This is a genomic window from Nonomuraea sp. NPDC049480 (assembly GCF_044465905.1).
Lineage (GTDB): Bacteria > Actinomycetota > Actinomycetes > Streptosporangiales > Streptosporangiaceae > Nonomuraea.
The window spans coordinates 381,177-398,001 of record NZ_JBITMD010000008.1; the positions used below are offsets into that span (position 1 = coordinate 381,177).

General features: G+C 71.4%; 15 protein-coding genes. 8 read left to right on the forward strand and 7 right to left on the reverse strand.

The window, feature by feature from the left end; all coding sequences use genetic code 11:
- Positions 1-193: 193 nt before the first annotated feature.
- The 4 genes from ACIBX3_RS25130 to ACIBX3_RS25145 all read left to right on the forward strand — a co-directional run bounded on the left by ACIBX3_RS25130 (position 194) and on the right by ACIBX3_RS25145 (position 5,726).
- On the forward strand, positions 194-1,744 hold the full coding sequence (locus ACIBX3_RS25130) for an XRE family transcriptional regulator (protein ID WP_397120886.1): 1,551 nt from the start codon (positions 194-196) through the stop codon (positions 1,742-1,744).
- Positions 1,741-2,229, forward strand: coding sequence for a GNAT family N-acetyltransferase (locus ACIBX3_RS25135; protein ID WP_397120888.1), 489 nt, complete (start codon positions 1,741-1,743; stop codon positions 2,227-2,229). Before ACIBX3_RS25130 ends, ACIBX3_RS25135 begins: the two co-directional genes overlap by 4 nt.
- Positions 2,230-2,557: 328 nt before the next feature.
- On the forward strand, positions 2,558-3,817 hold the full coding sequence (locus ACIBX3_RS25140) for a DMT family transporter (RefSeq protein ID WP_397120890.1): 1,260 nt from the start codon (positions 2,558-2,560) through the stop codon (positions 3,815-3,817).
- 277 nt (positions 3,818-4,094) lie between these two features.
- On the forward strand, positions 4,095-5,726 hold the full coding sequence (locus tag ACIBX3_RS25145; protein WP_397120892.1) for a tetratricopeptide repeat protein: 1,632 nt from the start codon (positions 4,095-4,097) through the stop codon (positions 5,724-5,726).
- Positions 5,727-5,806: 80 nt separating this feature from the next.
- Here ACIBX3_RS25145 and ACIBX3_RS25150 read toward each other — a convergent pair whose 3' ends face one another.
- Positions 5,807-7,564 (reverse strand): NmrA family NAD(P)-binding protein, encoded by a 1,758-nt coding sequence (locus tag ACIBX3_RS25150; RefSeq protein ID WP_397120894.1) that lies wholly within the window; start codon positions 7,562-7,564, stop codon positions 5,807-5,809.
- Positions 7,565-7,651: 87 nt separating this feature from the next.
- Between ACIBX3_RS25150 and ACIBX3_RS25155 the strand changes: the two genes are divergently transcribed.
- Together ACIBX3_RS25155 and ACIBX3_RS25160 are read left to right on the forward strand one after the other, a co-directional pair.
- Positions 7,652-8,269 (forward strand): TetR/AcrR family transcriptional regulator, encoded by a 618-nt coding sequence (locus ACIBX3_RS25155; RefSeq protein WP_397120896.1) that lies wholly within the window; start codon positions 7,652-7,654, stop codon positions 8,267-8,269.
- Between the two features lie 16 nt (positions 8,270-8,285).
- Positions 8,286-9,059 (forward strand): hypothetical protein, encoded by a 774-nt coding sequence (locus ACIBX3_RS25160; protein ID WP_397120898.1) that lies wholly within the window; start codon positions 8,286-8,288, stop codon positions 9,057-9,059.
- Between the two features lie 54 nt (positions 9,060-9,113).
- On the opposite strand, the gene ACIBX3_RS25165 is transcribed toward ACIBX3_RS25160, so the two are convergent.
- The gene (locus ACIBX3_RS25165) at positions 9,114-9,557 is read right to left on the reverse strand and encodes an NUDIX hydrolase (RefSeq protein ID WP_397120900.1); all 444 of its coding nucleotides are present in this window, start codon (positions 9,555-9,557) and stop codon (positions 9,114-9,116) included.
- A 110-nt stretch (positions 9,558-9,667) separates the two neighbouring features.
- Here ACIBX3_RS25165 and ACIBX3_RS25170 point away from each other — a divergent pair, with 110 nt between their 5' ends.
- Entirely contained in the window at positions 9,668-10,633 is a 966-nt protein-coding gene (locus ACIBX3_RS25170; protein WP_397120902.1) for an SDR family NAD(P)-dependent oxidoreductase, read from the forward strand.
- Here ACIBX3_RS25170 and ACIBX3_RS25175 read toward each other — a convergent pair.
- The 3 genes from ACIBX3_RS25175 to ACIBX3_RS25185 all read right to left on the reverse strand — a co-directional run bounded on the left by ACIBX3_RS25175 (position 10,599) and on the right by ACIBX3_RS25185 (position 14,463).
- Positions 10,599-12,773 (reverse strand): NACHT domain-containing protein, encoded by a 2,175-nt coding sequence (locus ACIBX3_RS25175; RefSeq protein WP_397120904.1) that lies wholly within the window; start codon positions 12,771-12,773, stop codon positions 10,599-10,601. The two genes, ACIBX3_RS25170 and ACIBX3_RS25175, sit on opposite strands and share 35 nt — an antisense overlap.
- A gap of 90 nt (positions 12,774-12,863) precedes the next feature.
- On the reverse strand, positions 12,864-13,517 hold the full coding sequence (locus ACIBX3_RS25180; protein WP_397120906.1) for a DUF47 domain-containing protein: 654 nt from the start codon (positions 13,515-13,517) through the stop codon (positions 12,864-12,866).
- Between the two features lie 4 nt (positions 13,518-13,521).
- The gene (locus tag ACIBX3_RS25185; RefSeq protein WP_397120908.1) at positions 13,522-14,463 is read right to left on the reverse strand and encodes an anion permease; all 942 of its coding nucleotides are present in this window, start codon (positions 14,461-14,463) and stop codon (positions 13,522-13,524) included.
- Between the two features lie 268 nt (positions 14,464-14,731).
- Here ACIBX3_RS25185 and purU point away from each other — a divergent pair, with 268 nt between their 5' ends.
- A complete protein-coding gene (purU, locus tag ACIBX3_RS25190; protein ID WP_397120910.1) occupies positions 14,732-15,586 on the forward strand; it encodes a formyltetrahydrofolate deformylase in 855 nt (284 codons plus the stop codon).
- 54 nt (positions 15,587-15,640) lie between these two features.
- On the opposite strand, the gene ACIBX3_RS25195 is transcribed toward purU, so the two are convergent.
- Positions 15,641-16,429, reverse strand: coding sequence for an endonuclease/exonuclease/phosphatase family protein (locus tag ACIBX3_RS25195; protein WP_397120912.1), 789 nt, complete (start codon positions 16,427-16,429; stop codon positions 15,641-15,643).
- A 42-nt stretch (positions 16,430-16,471) separates the two neighbouring features.
- Positions 16,472-16,822, reverse strand: a complete 351-nt coding sequence (locus ACIBX3_RS25200; RefSeq protein WP_397120914.1) for a VOC family protein — start codon at positions 16,820-16,822, stop codon at positions 16,472-16,474.
- Between the last annotated feature and the right edge of the window lie 3 nt (positions 16,823-16,825).

Here is a 16,825-nt window from a genome sequence, read left to right on the forward strand (position 1 = left end):
TACAGGGAGTTGCTTCTCCCTCATGGGTTGTAAGAAACAGTCCCTCGGAGGACGATCCTTAACCGTAGTCTTGAGTAGGGCGTTTCCAACCCGTCCTCATTGGTTCATAGTCTTGGGTAGGCGCACAGCAACTTTAGGACTACGCTCTGTCACTAGTTGCGGACCGGTCGAGACATGCGTGAGAGGGGCCGGGATGTCCGGCAGACAACACAGGGAGACGGAGATCGCGCGACGGATCCGGGCCAAGGGCCTGGCCGCCGGGCGCACCTCGGCCCAGATAGCCGATGAGATCCACGAGTCGTGCACGGCGCTGTTCAGCACGACCCGCATCAAGGCGCACCGTCTCTCGCACGGGATCGCGCTGGCCGACGTCATCGAGCAAGTCAGAGCCCTGTTCGAACGCGATCAGAAACCCCAGCCGGGCATCGGCGAGACCCTCCTGTCCGCGTACGAGAGCGGGCTCAAGCGCCCTGGGCCCGAATACCTTCACTATCTGTGCACGGTCTACCGGGTCGAGCCCGTCGCGCTGGGCTACGAAGGGCCGTGCATCTGCGGCCACGGTCACCGGATGCCCGGCGTGCTCAGCGGGGAGCTGAAGGAGCGCCCGAGGCTGCCGACGGATCGGGACCTCGTGATCAAGCCCATGGAGTCCGAGCCCGACGCCGAGGAGGACGAGAACATCCTCCGCCGCACCCTCTTAAATCTTCTCAGCACCGACGTCAATGTCTCCGCGGAGCTCGACGGCCCGGTGCTCGGCGCGTGCGAGGGCATCAGGCGCCGGATGGACGAGACGCTCGTGTCGGCCACCGTGTCGGCCGCGATGCTCGACCAGTGGGAGGAGGCGACGTACAGCTTCGGCCGGCAATACACCACGACGGCCCCGCTCAGGCTGTTGTGCGACGTGCTGCTGGAGTTGAGCGCCGTACGCACGGCCATGTCCCGGCGCCAGCCGACCGACCTGGCCGAGCGCCTGTGCCGGATGGCGGCGCAGTTGTCCGGGCTGAGCGGCATGATCCTGATCAACCTGGGTGATCACCGCCTGGCCCGCTCGTTCTTCCGCACCGGGCGCACCGCGGCCGACGAGACGGGCGACCGGGCGCTGCGCGCGTGGATCTGCGCCCGCGAGTCCCTCGTCCCCCTCTACTTCGGCGACGCCCGCGAGGCTCTCCACCTGGCCAAGAAGAGCCGGGACCTGGCCGGCTCGACGCCGTGCCCCGCACAGGCCATGGCGCCGGTCGTCGAGGCCAGGGCGCTGGCCATGATGACGGGAGCCGACCGGAAGAGGGAGGTCGTCGACCAGGCCAAGCGCGCGCTCGCCCGGGCCAGGAACGCCTTCTCGCACATGCGCGAGGAGGACCAGGAGGACCTGGCGTTCGGCTACACCGAGAAGCAGCTCTGCTTCTACCAGGGCGACGTGCTCACCAAGCTCGGCGAGACGATCGAGGCCGAGGTGGTGCTCGACCAGGCCCTGTCCAAGTACGAAGACCACATCGTGGACCAGACGCTGATCAGGCTCGACCAGGCGCAGTGCAAGCTGATCGACGGTGACGTCGAGGAGGCGCTCTCCATCGGGACGCGGGCGTTGCTGCTGGTCGGCGACGAATACCTGACCGATTTCATCGTGCGTCCGGCCCTGGCGCTGGAGCGGGAGATCATGTCGCAGGACGCCAACGCCCCGGGACTGGACGACTACCGAGCCGCGTTGCGGCGGCCCAAGACCCAACTGAAAGGGGGCGGTGCATGAAGGTGACGATCCGGCGTTATCGCTGGTCCGATCTCGACACCATCCTCGCGCTCCACCGGATCTGCCTCGCGGAAGTGGGCCTGGTGCCCGGCGACGGCGTCTACTACGACGACGACTTCCCCCGCATCCAGGAGATCTACCTGGCGTGCGGGGGCGATTTCCTGGTCGGCGAGGTGGGCTCGCGGGTCGTCGCCATGGGCGGGCTGAAACCCGTGGACACCGTGACGGCGGAGATCTGCCGGCTGAGAGTTCATCCCGAGTTCCAGCGGCGTGGCTTCGGCGCGGCCATGCTCGTCGCGCTCGAACGGCGCGCGGTGGAGCTCGGGTTCCACAGCGTCAGAGGCGACACGACGCTCAACCAGGAGGCGGCGCTCGCGCTGTACGCACGTCAGGGCTGGCGTGAGCTGTCCAGACGCCGCGTGGGCGACCTCACCGTCGTCTGCGGCGAGAAACGCCTGGTCCCGCCGGTGGCCCTCGATCGCTAGCCCCGCACTTCCCGTACGGCCCCAACGATCCCCCTCCTGGGGCCGCACTCCCGTCTTTCCCGGTGACCTCTCCCGGACGCCCGGCGTGACTTCCCCGCCGCCCGCCGCCGCTCCCGGCCCCTCCCCGCGTGACATTCCTACCGGCACTTTCAACCGGCAGGACACGCCAATTTCCCGCAACGGGATATGTAGGAAATAGCTGGACCTTCGTTCTACGGTATGGATGTACGAACCCGCGGGTGAGGGTCTTAACTCCGAGTGGTAGAGGAACCTCACCGGCTGCTGCCTGTACATCTACGGCTGCAAATAGTAGTGAGATGCTTTTGGCATGGCAGTCGTACCCGCTCCCCGACCCCTCCTGGGAGCCGTGCTTCTGTTGTTCGTCAGCGCCGCTTGGGGGTCGGCGTTCCCGCTGATGAAAGATCTCATCGACCGGTTACCAGTGGAGGACCTGCTCGCCGAGCGGTATCTGATCGCCGCGCTGACGCTCTTCCTCATCCGGCCGAACTGCCTACGGGGGTTGCCGCGGGAGACGTGGATCAACGGGGTCGTTCTCGGGGTCATGTTCGGGGTGGGGCAGACCGCCCAGGCCGTCGCCCTGGAAAGCCTTCCCTCGGCCGTGTCGGGGTTCGCCGTCGGCTGCAGCGTGGTGATCACGCCGATTCTGGCGCTCATCATCTTCAGGGCCAGGGTGCCGCGCCGCATCTGGGCCGGCGTCGCGCTCGCGCTGGCGGGGATGACGGCGTTCACGCTGATGAGCGGGGTGGAGGAGCACGAGTTCTCGCTGGTCGCGCTCGCGGCCACGCTCTCCGCGGCCGCGCTCTACTCCGGCCACACGCTCATGCTCGGCCAGCTGTCCAAGCAGCGTACGTTCCACCCGTACGCGCTGACCGTCGTCCAGCTCTTCACCATCGGGCTCCTCACCGGGGCCGTCGGGGCGCGTGACGGGATCACCCTCCCGGCGGATCCGAAGGACTGGCTGCTGCTCGCGCATCTGTCCGTGGTCTCGTGCGCGCTGGGGTTCCTGGCACGCTCGTACGGCCAGGCGCACGTGCCGGCCGTGCCCAGCGGGATCCTGATGTCGTCGCAGCCCGTCTGGGTCGCCGTGATCGCTGTGATCTGGTTCCACGAGCAGGTGGGCTGGAGCATGGTGGTGGGCGGCGGCCTGATGGCGGCGGCGATGCTGCTCGCCCTGCCGGCGAGGACGGTTGCCGTGGGAAAAGAGCGCAAGCGCGGGACTCATGATGCGCTCACCGTCTCCCGCGCGGCCGCCAGGGCACTGGCCGACCTGAAGATCAAACGTGAGAATCCGCTACGGCTCGTCGCCGAACCGGCGCCATACCTCGCCAGGGGCGCCTGCCCGAAGGCGGGATCGTGCCCCTGGCACACCCGCTCGCTCAAGGGCGGCGGCGAGCCCAGCCTGGAGCGGCTGATCGAGCGGGCCACCCGCATCGTCCAGGCCAGGAACCTGCCGGGGCCAGGCTGCTGCCAGTCGGTCACGCTGGTGGGTCGCTGTCTGTGCGACTTGATGGGAGAATCCGAACGGAGACGTAGGGGGGCATTGCCCCGCTGGTTTCGCACCAAATAGGTTAGAGAAGCCAATCAAAAGGCAACTACTTTTTATCCTGGAGCCTCCGGCTTATTCACCGCGAGCCTTGATATTCGTTGGGGTGCCCTAATAATAGGGAATTAGCCCCGAGTGGAGAGGTACGCGTCATGAAACGCATCGTTGTCCGCAAGCCTGGAACCGCAAGGCTCGCAGGGACCTCCAGCGTCATTCACAAGGGGTGACTGAGGCGAGGTCCCACCTCAGAGTCCAGGGCGAACCACCCGTCCGATGGGGGGCCGCGCGGCTGCTGACGCCGATGATCGACGCGCATCGCCGGCCACGCGGCCCCTACACTGTCGCCGCCGCGCTGCTGTGCCATCTGGTGCCGCAGGCTCTGGAACGGTCCGCCGCCCTGGTGGAGGCTCACGACATCGAGATTCTCGCGGCGGCGCCAGAGCTGGCCGAGCTGGTCCCGGCCAGGCGGGTCACGATCGAGTGCGGGCTGTCCGACGAGGAGCGCATCCTCGTGCCGGCGCCCCGCCGTACGCTGCGGCTGGCGAACGGGCTCGCGGAGTTGGTCCGCGATGCCGTGCGCCCAGGGCGGACGCTGGCCGTGTGCAACGTCGCCGAGGCCGACCCGACGGACCTGGAGCTGCTCGACGTCATGACGCGGCGGATCCCGCCCGCCACGCTCGCGATCACTCTGTACTCGGACGGCCCCGAGCCCGCCCCTGACACCCGTGACACCGACGAGCTCTGGGTCATGGTGGACCGCTCCATGCGGGAGGGCTTCCTGCATGCCGTCGTCGAGCTGGGGGAGCGCGGCATGGCCAGGACCGAGCCGGGCGGCGCGTGGTGGTGGCGCTTCGCCCAGCGCACCGGGACCGCGCTCGGCGGGCTCGGCCGCACCAGCGCGGCCCGCTCTCTCTGGGACCGGGTGCGGGCGGCCAGCCAGGATCCGAAGATGCATGCCGCCAGCGCCTACGGCACCGCCATGCTCGACGCCCGCCACCCCGACCCCGCCCGGCGCGACCTGGGCCGGGCCAGGCGTTGGATCAACGAGGCCATCGCCATCTCCAGTCTCCTGCCCGACCCCCTCGAACGGGCCTTCAAGCTCGGCTTCGACCGCAACGGGCTGGCCCTGATCGAGTTACGCCACGGGCGGCTCGACGCGGCGCTGTCGCTGGTCGAGTCGGCCCTCGAGCTGGCCCGCGAGCTGGGGGAGCGGCATCCGCAGCACCGGATGGTGCTGCTGGCCAACCGGGCCCAGCTGCTGGCCACGCTGGGGAACACCAAGGAGGCGCTGGAGGACTACGCGGCCGCGATCGCCATCGACCCCGGCTTCCCCGACCACTACTTGGAACGCGGGAACCTGCTGTTCAAGCTGGGGCAGTACGAGGAGGCGCTGGCCGACTACGAGCGCGCCATGCGGGCCGGACCGCCGCTGCCGGAGGCCCACTACAACCGGGCCGAGCTGCGCACCATGCGCGGCGACACCTCGGGCGCCCTCGCCGACCTGGGCCGGGTGGTCGAACTGGACCCCGGCTACCTGGACGCCTACATCAACCGGGCCGGGCTGCTGGCCGCCGGCGGACGGGACGAGGAGGCCAGGCTCGACGTCACGGCCGGGCTGGCCCTGGCGCCCGGCAACCCGCACCTGCTCACGGTGCTGGGCCAGCTGGAGACGGCGGCCGGGCGGCTGGCGGCGGCCAGGACGGCACTGGACGCGGCTGTGGAGGCGGGGCCTGGGCTGGCGGCGGCGTGGGGGAACCGGGGGGTGCTGCGGTATGCGGCCGGGGACGTGGAGGGGGCGGTCGCGGACCTGACGCGGGCCATCGAGCTCCAGCCCCAGCCCGACCTCTACGTCAACCGCGCCATCGCCCTCCGCACCCTGGGCCGCGACGCCGACGCCGACGCCGACGACCGCCGCGCGAGCCTGTTCTCCTGACGCCGACGACCGCGGCGCGAGCCTGTTCTCCTGGCGCCGACGACCGGACGCCATTCGTACCCCCTCCTCGCCGGATCCTGTCAGCCCTGCGGGCCCGCTTCGAGGCGGCTCCGCAGGAATGACTCCAGCGTCGTGAGCCCCGGATGCTCCTTGCGGAGGGCCTCCAGGCCGGCCTGGTAGCCGCTCTCCCTGAACCACTCGTACATCCGCTCCCCGCCCGCCGGCTGCGGCTCGAAGCGGGTGGGCACGCCGGTGACGCGCTCGTAGACCTCGGCGATCTCGGGCCCGGTGGGGGCGTCGCCCGCGATCTCGAGCTGCCTGCCCACGTAGTCCTGGGGATGGTCGAAGGCCTCGGCGGCGAAGTACGCGATGTCCTCGGGGGCGATCATCTGCATGCGTTGCCCGGTGAGGAACGGCAGCTTGATCACTCGATCGCCGTCCGGGGCGTCGGCGTAGTAGAGCAGGTTCGTCATGAAGAAGGTCGGGCGCAGGATCGTGGCGGGCACGCCGGTCGCCGCGATGTGCTGCTCGACGGCGTACTTGCTGGTGAAGTGGCCGATCCCGGTGTCGCGCTCCGCACCGCCGACCGAGCTGTAGACCAGGTGCGCCACGTGCAGCTCCCTGGCCGCGTCGGCGACGGTCGTCCCCTGCCGCACCTCCTGGGCCAGCTCCTCCTCCGTCCACGCGAACGCCTGCACGCTGAAGACGCCGTGCACTCCGGCCATGGCCGCGCGTACGGAGTCCGGGTCGTTCAGGTCTCCCTTCACCGGCGACACCCCGGCAGGGACGCGGGCGGAGTCCGGATCCCGGACCAGGGCGCGTACGGACCAGCCGCGGGCGAGGAGCGCACGGGCCACCGCGCCGCCCTGGTTGCCTGTGGCCCCGGTGACCAGGATCGTCCGCGCCCGTGCCGGCAGCAGCAGGGTCTTGCCCGTGACCGTGCGCGCCTCGATGGCCGCGTGCGCCTCGGCGGCGGACTCCAGGGGGAGCACGGCGCCGATCGTGGGGCGCAGGCGTCCGGCCGCGGCCTCGGCCAGCGCCGCCCTGGACAGCTCGCGCATGTCGGTCTGGGGCCAGGCGACGGCCGTCACACGCGGGCCGGGGGTGGTCATGGGGCCGCCCGCCATGCCGTACACGCTGATCCTGCCCCCGTCCTTCAGCAGCCCTTGGGCCGCCGCGCCGATCTCGCCGCCCACCCCGTCGAAGACGACGTCCAGGCCGCCGCCGGTCGCGGCGCGTACCAGGCCGGTCCAGCCCGGATCCGTGTAGTCGACGGTCAGTTCCGCGCCCAGGCTCGCGGCCAGCTCACGCTTGGCGGCGCTGCTCGCGGCGCCGATCACGCGGGCCCCGGCGGCGTGCGCGAGCTGCACCAGCAGGCTGCCCACGCCGCCGCCCGCGGCCTCGACCAGCACCCATTCGCCGGGTCGCGGCGTGGCCGCCCGCGTCAGGCCCACGGCGGTACGCCCGTCGGCCAGCAGCGCCACCGCGATCTCCAGTGACAGGCCCTCGGGCACCGGGATCACGTCGTCCGCGCTCGCCACCGCCAGCTCCGCGTAGCCGCCGTGGCCGCCCAGCGTGCTGACCACCCGCGTGCCCACCAGGGAATCGTCCACGCCCTCGCCCACGGCCAGCACCGTTCCCGCGACCCCGTTGCCCAGGATCGCCGGCAGCTCGGCCCGCCGCGGTCCCCGGTCGGCGCGTACCTGTGTCTCCACGAACGTCACGCCCGCCACGGACACCTCGACCAGCACCTGTCCGGGGCCGGCCACGGGATCGGGCACCTCGTCGACCATCAGAGATTCCGGTCCGCCGTACCGCTTCAAGACCACCGCACGCATGACACACCTCCACGTTATTTCGGAGCGATTCGCTCCGGTAATCTATATCGGAGCGGAGCACTCCGCAACAGGACTATCGTGTACGGCATGGCTACACGGGGCAGGCAGGCCGAGGCGGCCCGCAATGATCTGCGGCTGCTGCAGGCGGCGCACGAGGTGTTCACCACGCAGGGGTTCGACGCGCCGGTGTCGGCCATCGCCAAGCAGGCCGGCGTGGGCATGGGCAGCCTCTACCGCCGCTACCGCACCAAGGAGGAGCTGCTCCAGCGCCTGTGCCTCATCGCCATGGAGCGCGTCGTCGAGGCCGCCGAGGCCGGGCTGGCGGAGGAGGATCCATGGGCCGGCCTGGAGCTGTACGTACGCACCTGCGTCGGCCTCAGATCCGGCGCGCTCGCGCCCGTCGCGGGCACCATCGAGGTCACCGACGAGATGTGGCGCGCCTCGCGCCGGGCCACGGAGCTGGCCGACCGGCTGATCTCCCGGGCCCGCGAGGCCGGCGTGCTCAGGGGCGACGTGACCACGCTGGACGTCTCGCTGCTCATGGAGCAGTTCAGCCGCCCGGCCCCGGGTCCCGAGCACCCGAACGTCAAGGGGCGCCTGCTGACGATCGTGCTCGACGGCCTGCGTGCCCCCGGCACCACGGAGCTACCTGGCGACGCACCCGGCCTGGACTGGTACGAAGGCCGCTGGGGAGAGCGCCCATAGGTCTACGGTGGGGTGCGTGGCGTTCAACGACCTGCTCGACGATCTTGATCACAGTGCCAGTGCCCAGGCCGCCGGCATCAGGCGCGGCTACGGCGGGCCGCCCGCCCGCACGGTCGGCGTCAGGTACGGCCTGGCCCGGCTGCGCTGCGCCTCGTTGCTCAAGCCCCTGTACGCGTGGGTGACCGCAGACCGCATCCCCGACGCCGACCGGTGGCGCCGCCACGCCGAGCCCGCCGTCGTCATCTCCTCCAACGCCGACACGCTCAACCTCTGGCTCGCCGTCGGGCCGGGCGTCATCCTCGACGACATCCGGCAGCGCACCGGCGTGGCCTGGTCGCCGCCGAACGGCGACCCGTCGCGCTTCGGCTCGGTCGAGGTCGCCGCCGAGGAGGTCGCGACCGCGTACGCGGCGCTCGCGCAGTCCGCCGCCGCGGGCGATCCGGCGGCGGCGACCATTCTGGAGTGGATGCGGCAGGTGGGCGCGGAGCAGGCGTTCGGCGCCCGGGATGTGCTCGGCTCGCCCGATGCGGGGATCAAGTGCGGCTGGTACGGCGCCCCGGACGAGACCTGCCTGCGTACGCACGCCGTGGCCGTCCTGCCGAGGGGCGGCACCCGGGTCGCCGTGGTCGTGGGCATGACCGCGCTGCCCTACACAGGCGGCCGCGAGCGCGAGGTCTACCGGGAGCGGGTGGCCAAGGGGCTGTCCGTGGAGCAGGAACACGAGAAGCTGGCGGGCGGGCTGCTGCGGGACCTGATGGCGACGACGCTGGCCGAGCTGGGGGGACGATGAGACTCACCGCGGCGGGCGGGTGCGGGGCCTGGCCCGCGGCCGGGCAGGCGGGGCTCACCGTCGATCTGTGACGAGCCTCTCGACGACCTTGGCCAGGTCCGGCGGCTCGACCGCGTCCGGTAGCGCCTCGGCCCACACGTGGCCCAGGTATGCCTGCTGTTCCTCGTCCGTGAGCTCTCCCGGGCCGACGTCCGGGCGGGCCGTGTCGAATCTGGCGAGGAAGAAGGACTCGGTCTTGACGTAGTGCACGCCGAGCCAGGTGAAGTCGCGGTCGACCTCGACGTACCGGTCCAGCACGGCCGAGGCGGGCAGCCCGGTCTCCTCGGCCAGCTCCCGCCTGGCCGCCTCCAGCGGGGTCTCGCCCGGGTCGATGCCGCCGCCCGGGGGCTCCCAGACGTCCAGGCGGCTGATGTGGTCGTACCAGTGCATCAGGAGCACTCTGCCATCGCGGTCCAGGCAGACGACGCGGGCGGCAGGGCGGTCGCTCGTGGCACTCACCGGGACGACATTACCGACCCTGTCAGTCGTCGCGCGTCCGGTTCGCCGCACCCTGCGGGCGGGGTGCGGCGCTTGACCTGGAGTGCGCTCCAATTCGTAGCGTGGGCCGCATGACAACACCACAACATAAAATCGGGTCCGGGTTCGGCGCGAGGAGCACCGCGGACGACGTGCTCCACGGGATCGATCTGTCCGGGAAGCTGGCGATCGTCACCGGCGGCTACTCAGGTCTCGGGCTGGAGACCACGCGTGCGCTCGCCCGGGCCGGCGCCCGCGTCGTCGTTCCGGCCCGCCGTCCAGGCGTCGCCCGGGAGGCGGTCGGGGACCTCGAGGGCGTGGAGGTCGACGAGCTCGACCTCGCCGATCTCGAGAGCGTACGCGGGTTCGCCGAGCGCTTCCTCGCCACCGGCCGCAGCGCCGAGATCGTCATCACCAACGCGGGGATCATGGCCTGCCCGGAGACGAGGGTCGGCCCCGGCTGGGAGGCGCAGTTCGCGACCAACCATCTCGGTCACCACGCGCTAGTCAACCGTCTGTGGCCCGCCATCGCCCGTGGTCGGGGCCGGGTGGTGTCCGTCTCGTCCGGCGGTCACCGGATCACCGGCATTCGCTGGGACGACGTGCGGTTCGAGCGCGGCTACGACAAGTGGCAGGCGTACGGACAGGCGAAGACCGCCAACATCCTGTTCGCCGTGCACCTCGACGCGCTCGGCCGCGACGCGGGAGTGCGGGCGTTCTCGCTGCATCCTGGGGCCATCCTCACGCCGCTGCAGCGGCACCTGCCCAAGGAGGAGATGGTGGCGGCCGGGTGGATCGATGAGGCGGGCAACGCGCTGGACCCCAGCTTCAAGACGCCCGAGCAGGGCGCGGCGACCCAGGTATGGGCGGCCACCTCACCGCAGCTGGCGGGCATGGGCGGCGTCTACTGCGAGGACTGCGAGATCGCGGAGGTCGCCGCGGACGAGAACGCGCGGGGTGGGGTGAGCCCGTACGCGATCGACCCGGACCAGGCGGCACGTTTGTGGCGGCTGTCCGCGGAACTCACCGGAGTCGACGCCTTCGCCGCGACCCGCTGATCGGCCCTTCGGCGGGGGCGTGGCCGGCGAGATGGTCATGGAGGGCGGCATGGCGGAACTGGTAGATCGGCCCGACGGCGCGCAGCAGTCCCAGCCGGTGGGCGTCGTCGAGAAAGCCCATGATCCGCCAGGGCAGCCGTCGTGCGAGCGCCAGCCCGGTGCCGAAGACGACGAAGGCGAGCCACGCCCGGTGACTCATCAGCCCGAACAAGAACGCCCCCAGAGATCCGAGGATGAGTCCGAGCACGAGGCCACCGGCCAGCCGGCGCGCCGGATCGCCGGGCAGTAACGCCATCGCGAACGCGAGCCCGAACGTCAACCCGCTCGCGAATCCGATGACCATCCGTACGAGACTGAGTGTTCTGTCGGCTCGCCAACTGGAGCGAGGGGTGCCCACCGACATGAGGGTGGGCTGGGACGACCACGTGACCAGGCCGAACGTGAGACAGGCCACCAGAGCGGCCGCCGAGCCGAGTGCGAGAGCGGTCAGCGGCCCGCCCGCGAGGCCGATGACGAACGCGCACGCGAACCCGCCCGCCGACGACACGGCCACCTCCCGGGTCCCGGCCACGCGAATGAGGCCGGCCGTCCGGCCGCGGACGCGGAGGTCGGCGTAGCCGGGAGGGTCGTCCACCCAGTGATCGGCCGCGAGAGCGAGCAGCAGGAGCACCGCGAGCCCGGTGGGGAGCCCCAGCTGGCGGCCGAGGCCGGGTTCTCCCGAAAGCCCGGCCACGAATCCGATCACCAGCCCGGCCACCGCCCCCGCCGCCAGGCCGATCACCAGCTTGGCCGGCAGCCTGACACGTGGCGGAGCAGTGCGGGCGATCTCCCACCATCCGATGTCCCGCGTGGCGCGGAAGTGGCCGGCCAGGTAGCTCAGGTATCGGTGCGTACGAAGGGGATCCAGGCGATGGCGGGGCCGGAAGTGATCGGCCGGGTCGGCGCTGGGCGGGCGAGCCTGGATGAGAGCGGGGATGAGCTGGTCGAGCAGATGGGCACGGAGCGCGGCGGCGTCGCACCCGAGAGGCCCGGTCAGCGGGGCGGGGTCGGCGCCGGGGACGAGGTAGATGCTGCGGATCAACCACAGGCCCAGCGGGGTGGCGGCGAGCTGGGCCAGGCCGGGGGCGGCGCGGGCGCGTACAGAGGTCAGGACGTTCTGCCAGCTGGGGGGCGGGTCGGCGGGCAGGCAGGCGGTCAGGTAGTCCGCGGCGGCGTCGGGAGACAGGAGTTTGGGGGTGATGACGGCGGCGGCGTTCAGCGGCCGGTGGGAATGGGCGACGGCGGTGCCGAACTCGGCGGTCCGGCTGGTGAGGATGAGCTGGTCGCGGGCGGTCAGGGAGGCGTTGAGCGCGTTGATCACCTGGGCGCGGGTGTGCTCGGGGATCTCGTCCAGGCCGTCCAGGACGGGCAGGATGTGGCCGCCGTGGGCCAGCGTCGCGGCGGAGTCCGCGCCGAGCTCGGGGGCGGACAGCGCCGGGTAGTCCCTGGCCAGGCGGGCGGCGAGCCAGTCCTGCAGCCGGGGGTGGGCGTCGAGGTCCCAGCCGGAGATCGGCAGCAGCACCGGCACCGGCACGATCTCCCCCTCCCCGTCGCCCTGGCCGGCGTCTCGGGTGGACACCAGGTGCAGCAGCAGTTGCATCGCCAACGTGGTCTTGCCCATGCCCGGCCCGCCCGTGATGACCAGCCGTCGCCGGGACAGAGCGAGGAAGGCGGCGGCCAGGCGGGCGATGTCGTCGCTGCGGCCTGCGAAGGCCGGGGTCTCCCCGGGAATGACCAGGTGCGGCCGGCTCATGACCGTGCGGTCGGCGGTCAGTTGCCACTGCACCGGGATCGGTTCGGGGTCATCCAGCAGGCGGTGCCGGGCTTCGGCCCGCCACTGCCGCTCAACCAGGCCGGCCAGCACTTGGGCGGCGACGGCCGCGTCGGCGCCGGCCGGCGCGGTGGAGTCCGTGGAACGCCGGGCCCAGGCCACCACGGTCCCCACGGCGGTGGCCGCGGCCAGTGTCACGGCGGCGACGTCGGCGAGGTTGACCTCGGCGCCCGGGGTCCACACCCGCCACACCGCGACCACCAGCATGCTCACGGCGATGACGGCCAGCGAGGCGAGCGGGATCCGCCGGCGAGGGCTGAGTTTGGTCACGCCGCCATCGTCACCGCCGGGACGCCGTCAGGCAGCCCGTCGCAAGCGAATCGTGACCGTCCGGCCGTCGTGGTCGTGGTCGTGGTCGCTTCACCGTTTCATCGCGCCGTCGGCGATCGCGTCCGCCGCGTCGCCGATGGCCACGCCGACGATCTCCAGCCGGCGTACCAGCTCCCGCTCCTTCATGACGTTCGCCGTCAGCTCCCCCGAGAAGATGCGCGAGATCTCGTACTGGTACATCCGCCGGATGGCCCCGCCCGCCTTCTTGGCCTCCAGCGCGTCGGCGGCCACCACCGAAGGGCGGGAGGCGAGGTCGCGCACGGCGTTCTCGAGTGCGTCGATGCCGGCGATGACCTGGTCGAGCAGGGGCGTGAAGCGGATCTGGTCGGGCACCCGGTAGAGGTGGGACTCGCGGACGAAGTCCCGCAGCGAGTCGAGCACGTCGTCGATCGAGCGCGACAGCCGGAACAGGTCCTCGCGGTCGATGGGCGTGACGACAGCGGTCTTGAGCTCGTCGACGAGGCGGGCGCGCTCCTCGTCGCCGAGGTGCTCGATCGAGCGCATCTGCTCGTGCGCCCCCGTACGGCCCACCTCGCCCCCGATCATTGCCATCGCCAGCCACGCCCCTTCCTTGGTGGCCTTGAGCTGCCCGAGCAGGGCCTCGGAGACGGCGCTGTCCATGCGGCCGGTCAGGAGGTCCCTGATCCGCCGCAGCCGCTTCATCGCGCGCTCCTCTTCGAGCATCCGTTCACCACAACGTCAACCCCCTCACGAGAAAGGCCAGGGCCCAGCCCAGCAGCCCGCTCGCCGGCAGGGTGAGCGCCCAGGCCGCGCCGATCTTGAGCGTGGCGTACCAGCGGACCCGGCCGCCGCCCTGCGCCATGCCCGCGCCGATGAGGCCCCCGGCGACGGACTGGGTCATGCTCACCGGCATGCCGGCGGCCGCGCAGCCGATCACCGCCAGGCCCGCCGCGAGCTCCGCCGCGACCCCGTGCGCGGGCCGCGAGGCGATGAGCTCCCGGCCGAGCGTGCGGCCGGCCTTGGGCAGCCCGTACAGGGTGCCGAGGGCGAACAGGGCGGCCACCAGCGACGTGTACGCGGGTGGCGCGCCCCCGAAGCCGAGCGCGATCATGAAGACGGCCAGCATCTTCTGGCCGTCGTTGGCCGCGTACGCCACTGTCTGCAGCAGGAACCCCGCCCGGTGCCAGCGCGCCAGCCCCCGGGCCGTGGTCACCGCCACCGGCACCCGGACGAGCACCCAGGCCAGCAGCCCGCCGACGATGGGCGCCGCCACGCCGAACGCCAGCACCTGCGCCACCGACCCCGGCGACACCGGCAGCCCCCAGCCGAGCCCGGCCCCGGTGAGGCCGCCCACGATGGCGAGGGTGAGGCTGGTCGGGCGGCCCTTCGCGCTGAGGACGGCCACCACGGCCAACGCCGAGAGCACCGCGATCGTCGTCGCGATCTTGCCGCCGGGCCGGTCGAAGGTCGCCAGCCTGGTCACGAACGTCACCGCCACCTGGTGCGTGACCAGCGGCACGACCGCCACCATCACCACCAGGGCGAGGATGCCGGTGGCCGGGCGCACCACGGGCAGCTTGAGCCCGGTGGCGAGGAGGGCGCCCCCGTCGTTGACCCCGGACACGATCGCGAACAGGCCCGCGACCACGATCAGTACGACGACGTCCAAGGGCACGCGCTCCATCCCCGCCCGCCCCGCGGCCGGGGCAGGACGGTCCCGAGTCTCGAAGTTCGTCCGTAATGTCCCGGACAACTACCCAAGACCCGGGCGGTCAGCGCCCGCTGGGGACACCGCATCATGCCAGGTACGCTCGACCGTGCCGGCCGCAACCGACGCCTCACCCGGGGAGGTAGAAGCGGGCGGGCCCGGCGGCCTGTACTCTGCCGGGATCGACCTGAAAGCGCCCGACGACCCCATGTCCGCGAGAGTGAACCCCATGACCAGCCCAGCCGAATACATCCTGACGCTGTCCTGCCCCGACCGGCCCGGCGTGGTGGCCGCCGTCTCCGGCCTGCTGGCGCGGAACGGCTGCAACATCATCGAGAGCCAGCAGTTCGGCGACGGGGGCGCGCAGCGCTTCTTCATGCGCGTGCAGTTCGCGGGACCGCTGGGCGAGGACGAGCTCAACGCGGACTTCGCGGCGCTCGCGCCGGACTTCGCCATGGAGTTCACGGTGCGCGGCGTGGCCAGGAAGCCGCGGGTGCTGATCATGGTCAGTAAGTTCGATCACTGCCTCAACGACCTGCTCTATCGGGTCAAGGCCAAGACGCTGGACATCGAGATCGTGGCCGTCGCGTCCAACCACCCCGACCTGCGGCCGCTCACGCAGTCGTACGGCATCGACTACCACCACCTGCCGGTCACCCCGGAGACCAAGCCCAGGCAGGAGGCCGAGGTGCTGGCGCTGGTCCAGCACTACCAGGTCGACCTGGTGGTGCTGGCCCGCTACATGCAGGTGCTCTCACAGGACCTGTGCGAGAAGCTGGCCGGGCGGGCGATCAACATCCACCACTCGTTCCTGCCGTCGTTCAAGGGCGCCAAGCCCTACCACCAGGCGTACGACCGGGGCGTCAAGCTGATCGGCGCCACCGCCCACTACGTGACCTCCGACCTGGACGAGGGGCCGATCATCGAGCAGGAGGTGGCCAGGGTCAACCACAGCCACTCGCCCGAGGACCTGGCGGCCATCGGCCGGGACGTGGAGTGCGTGACCCTGGCCAGGGCGGTCAAGTGGCACGCCGAGCAGCGGGTGCTGCTGGACGGGCACAAGACCGTCGTCTTCCCGCGTTAGGCCCGGCGAACGTCCGCGCCGTCACCGGCATCCGGCCGCACTCCAGAACCTTCGTCAGCTCAGATCGGCCACCACCCCGAAGTGGTCGCTCGCCCACACACCGCCCACCGGCCGGTCGAAGACGCGCCGGCAGTCCCGCAGCGGCAGCGACGGCCCGTTCCCGGCGCAGCGGACGAGCAGGTAGTCGATGCGGCGCCCTGTCTCCAGCGGCCAGTTGCCGCCGGTCACGAGGGGATTGACCGGCGTGAACGTGTGCCCGTCCACCCCCGGGTGCGCCCACTCCCACAGGTCCCGGTAGCAGACGCTCATCCCCTCCAGCGACTGCAGGCCCCGCCAGAACCGCATGCTCGCCGACTCCGGCGCCGCGTCGAAGTCCCCGGCCACCACGACGGGCAGGTCGCGGCCGTCCAGCACCTCCTCGATCAACCGGGCCGAGGCCACCGCCTGGAGTTCGCGCTCCCGTTCCTGCCCGAGCCGGAACGACGGTTTGTGGTTGACGAACAGCAGTGGCGACGGCGCCCGCACCTCCGCCACCCCCACCCAGGCCGCTGATTCGGACAGGTCCACGCGCCCGGTGACCGGCATCCGCGCCGCCCGCACCTCCCCGAACGCCCACCGGGAGGCGATGGACGAGCGCGTCCCATCCGGCTCCGCCGAGCCCTGGTGCACGATGTGGTACGCCGGTCCGAGCAGATCGGCGACCTGGTCGTACGACCCGGCCACCACCGACTCCTGGAAGGCCACGAGGTCGGGACCGAGCGAGCGCAGCCCGTCGGCGAGGACCTCCCGGCGCGCGGGCCAGTCCCCGTGACGGGCCCAGAGATTCAGGGTGGCGACACGCATGCCGCCACCCCTACCCCGCGAGCGGCTCCGTCGTCGGCAAGCTCATGGCCGGTACGTCCCGAACCACCAGAGATTGCCCTCCGGGTCCTTGCAGCCGTACTCGCGCGACCCGTACGGCTGGTCGACGAGCTCCATGGTGGTCTCGGCCCCCGCCGCCTTGGCGCGGTCGTGGTGGGCGTCGACGTCCTCGACCGCGACGTAGATCCCGGGCCCGCCGGGCCGCCCCTCGCCGATCATGATCAGGTCGTCGCCGACGATCAGCTCGGCGTGGTTGACGAGGCCCTCGTCGTTCTTGGACACCTCGTGCGCCCGGAACCCGAACGCTCCGGTCAGGAAGTCGATCGCGGCCTGACAGTCCTGGTAGCGGGCAAGTGCGTAAACGGTTCGCTCCATGCC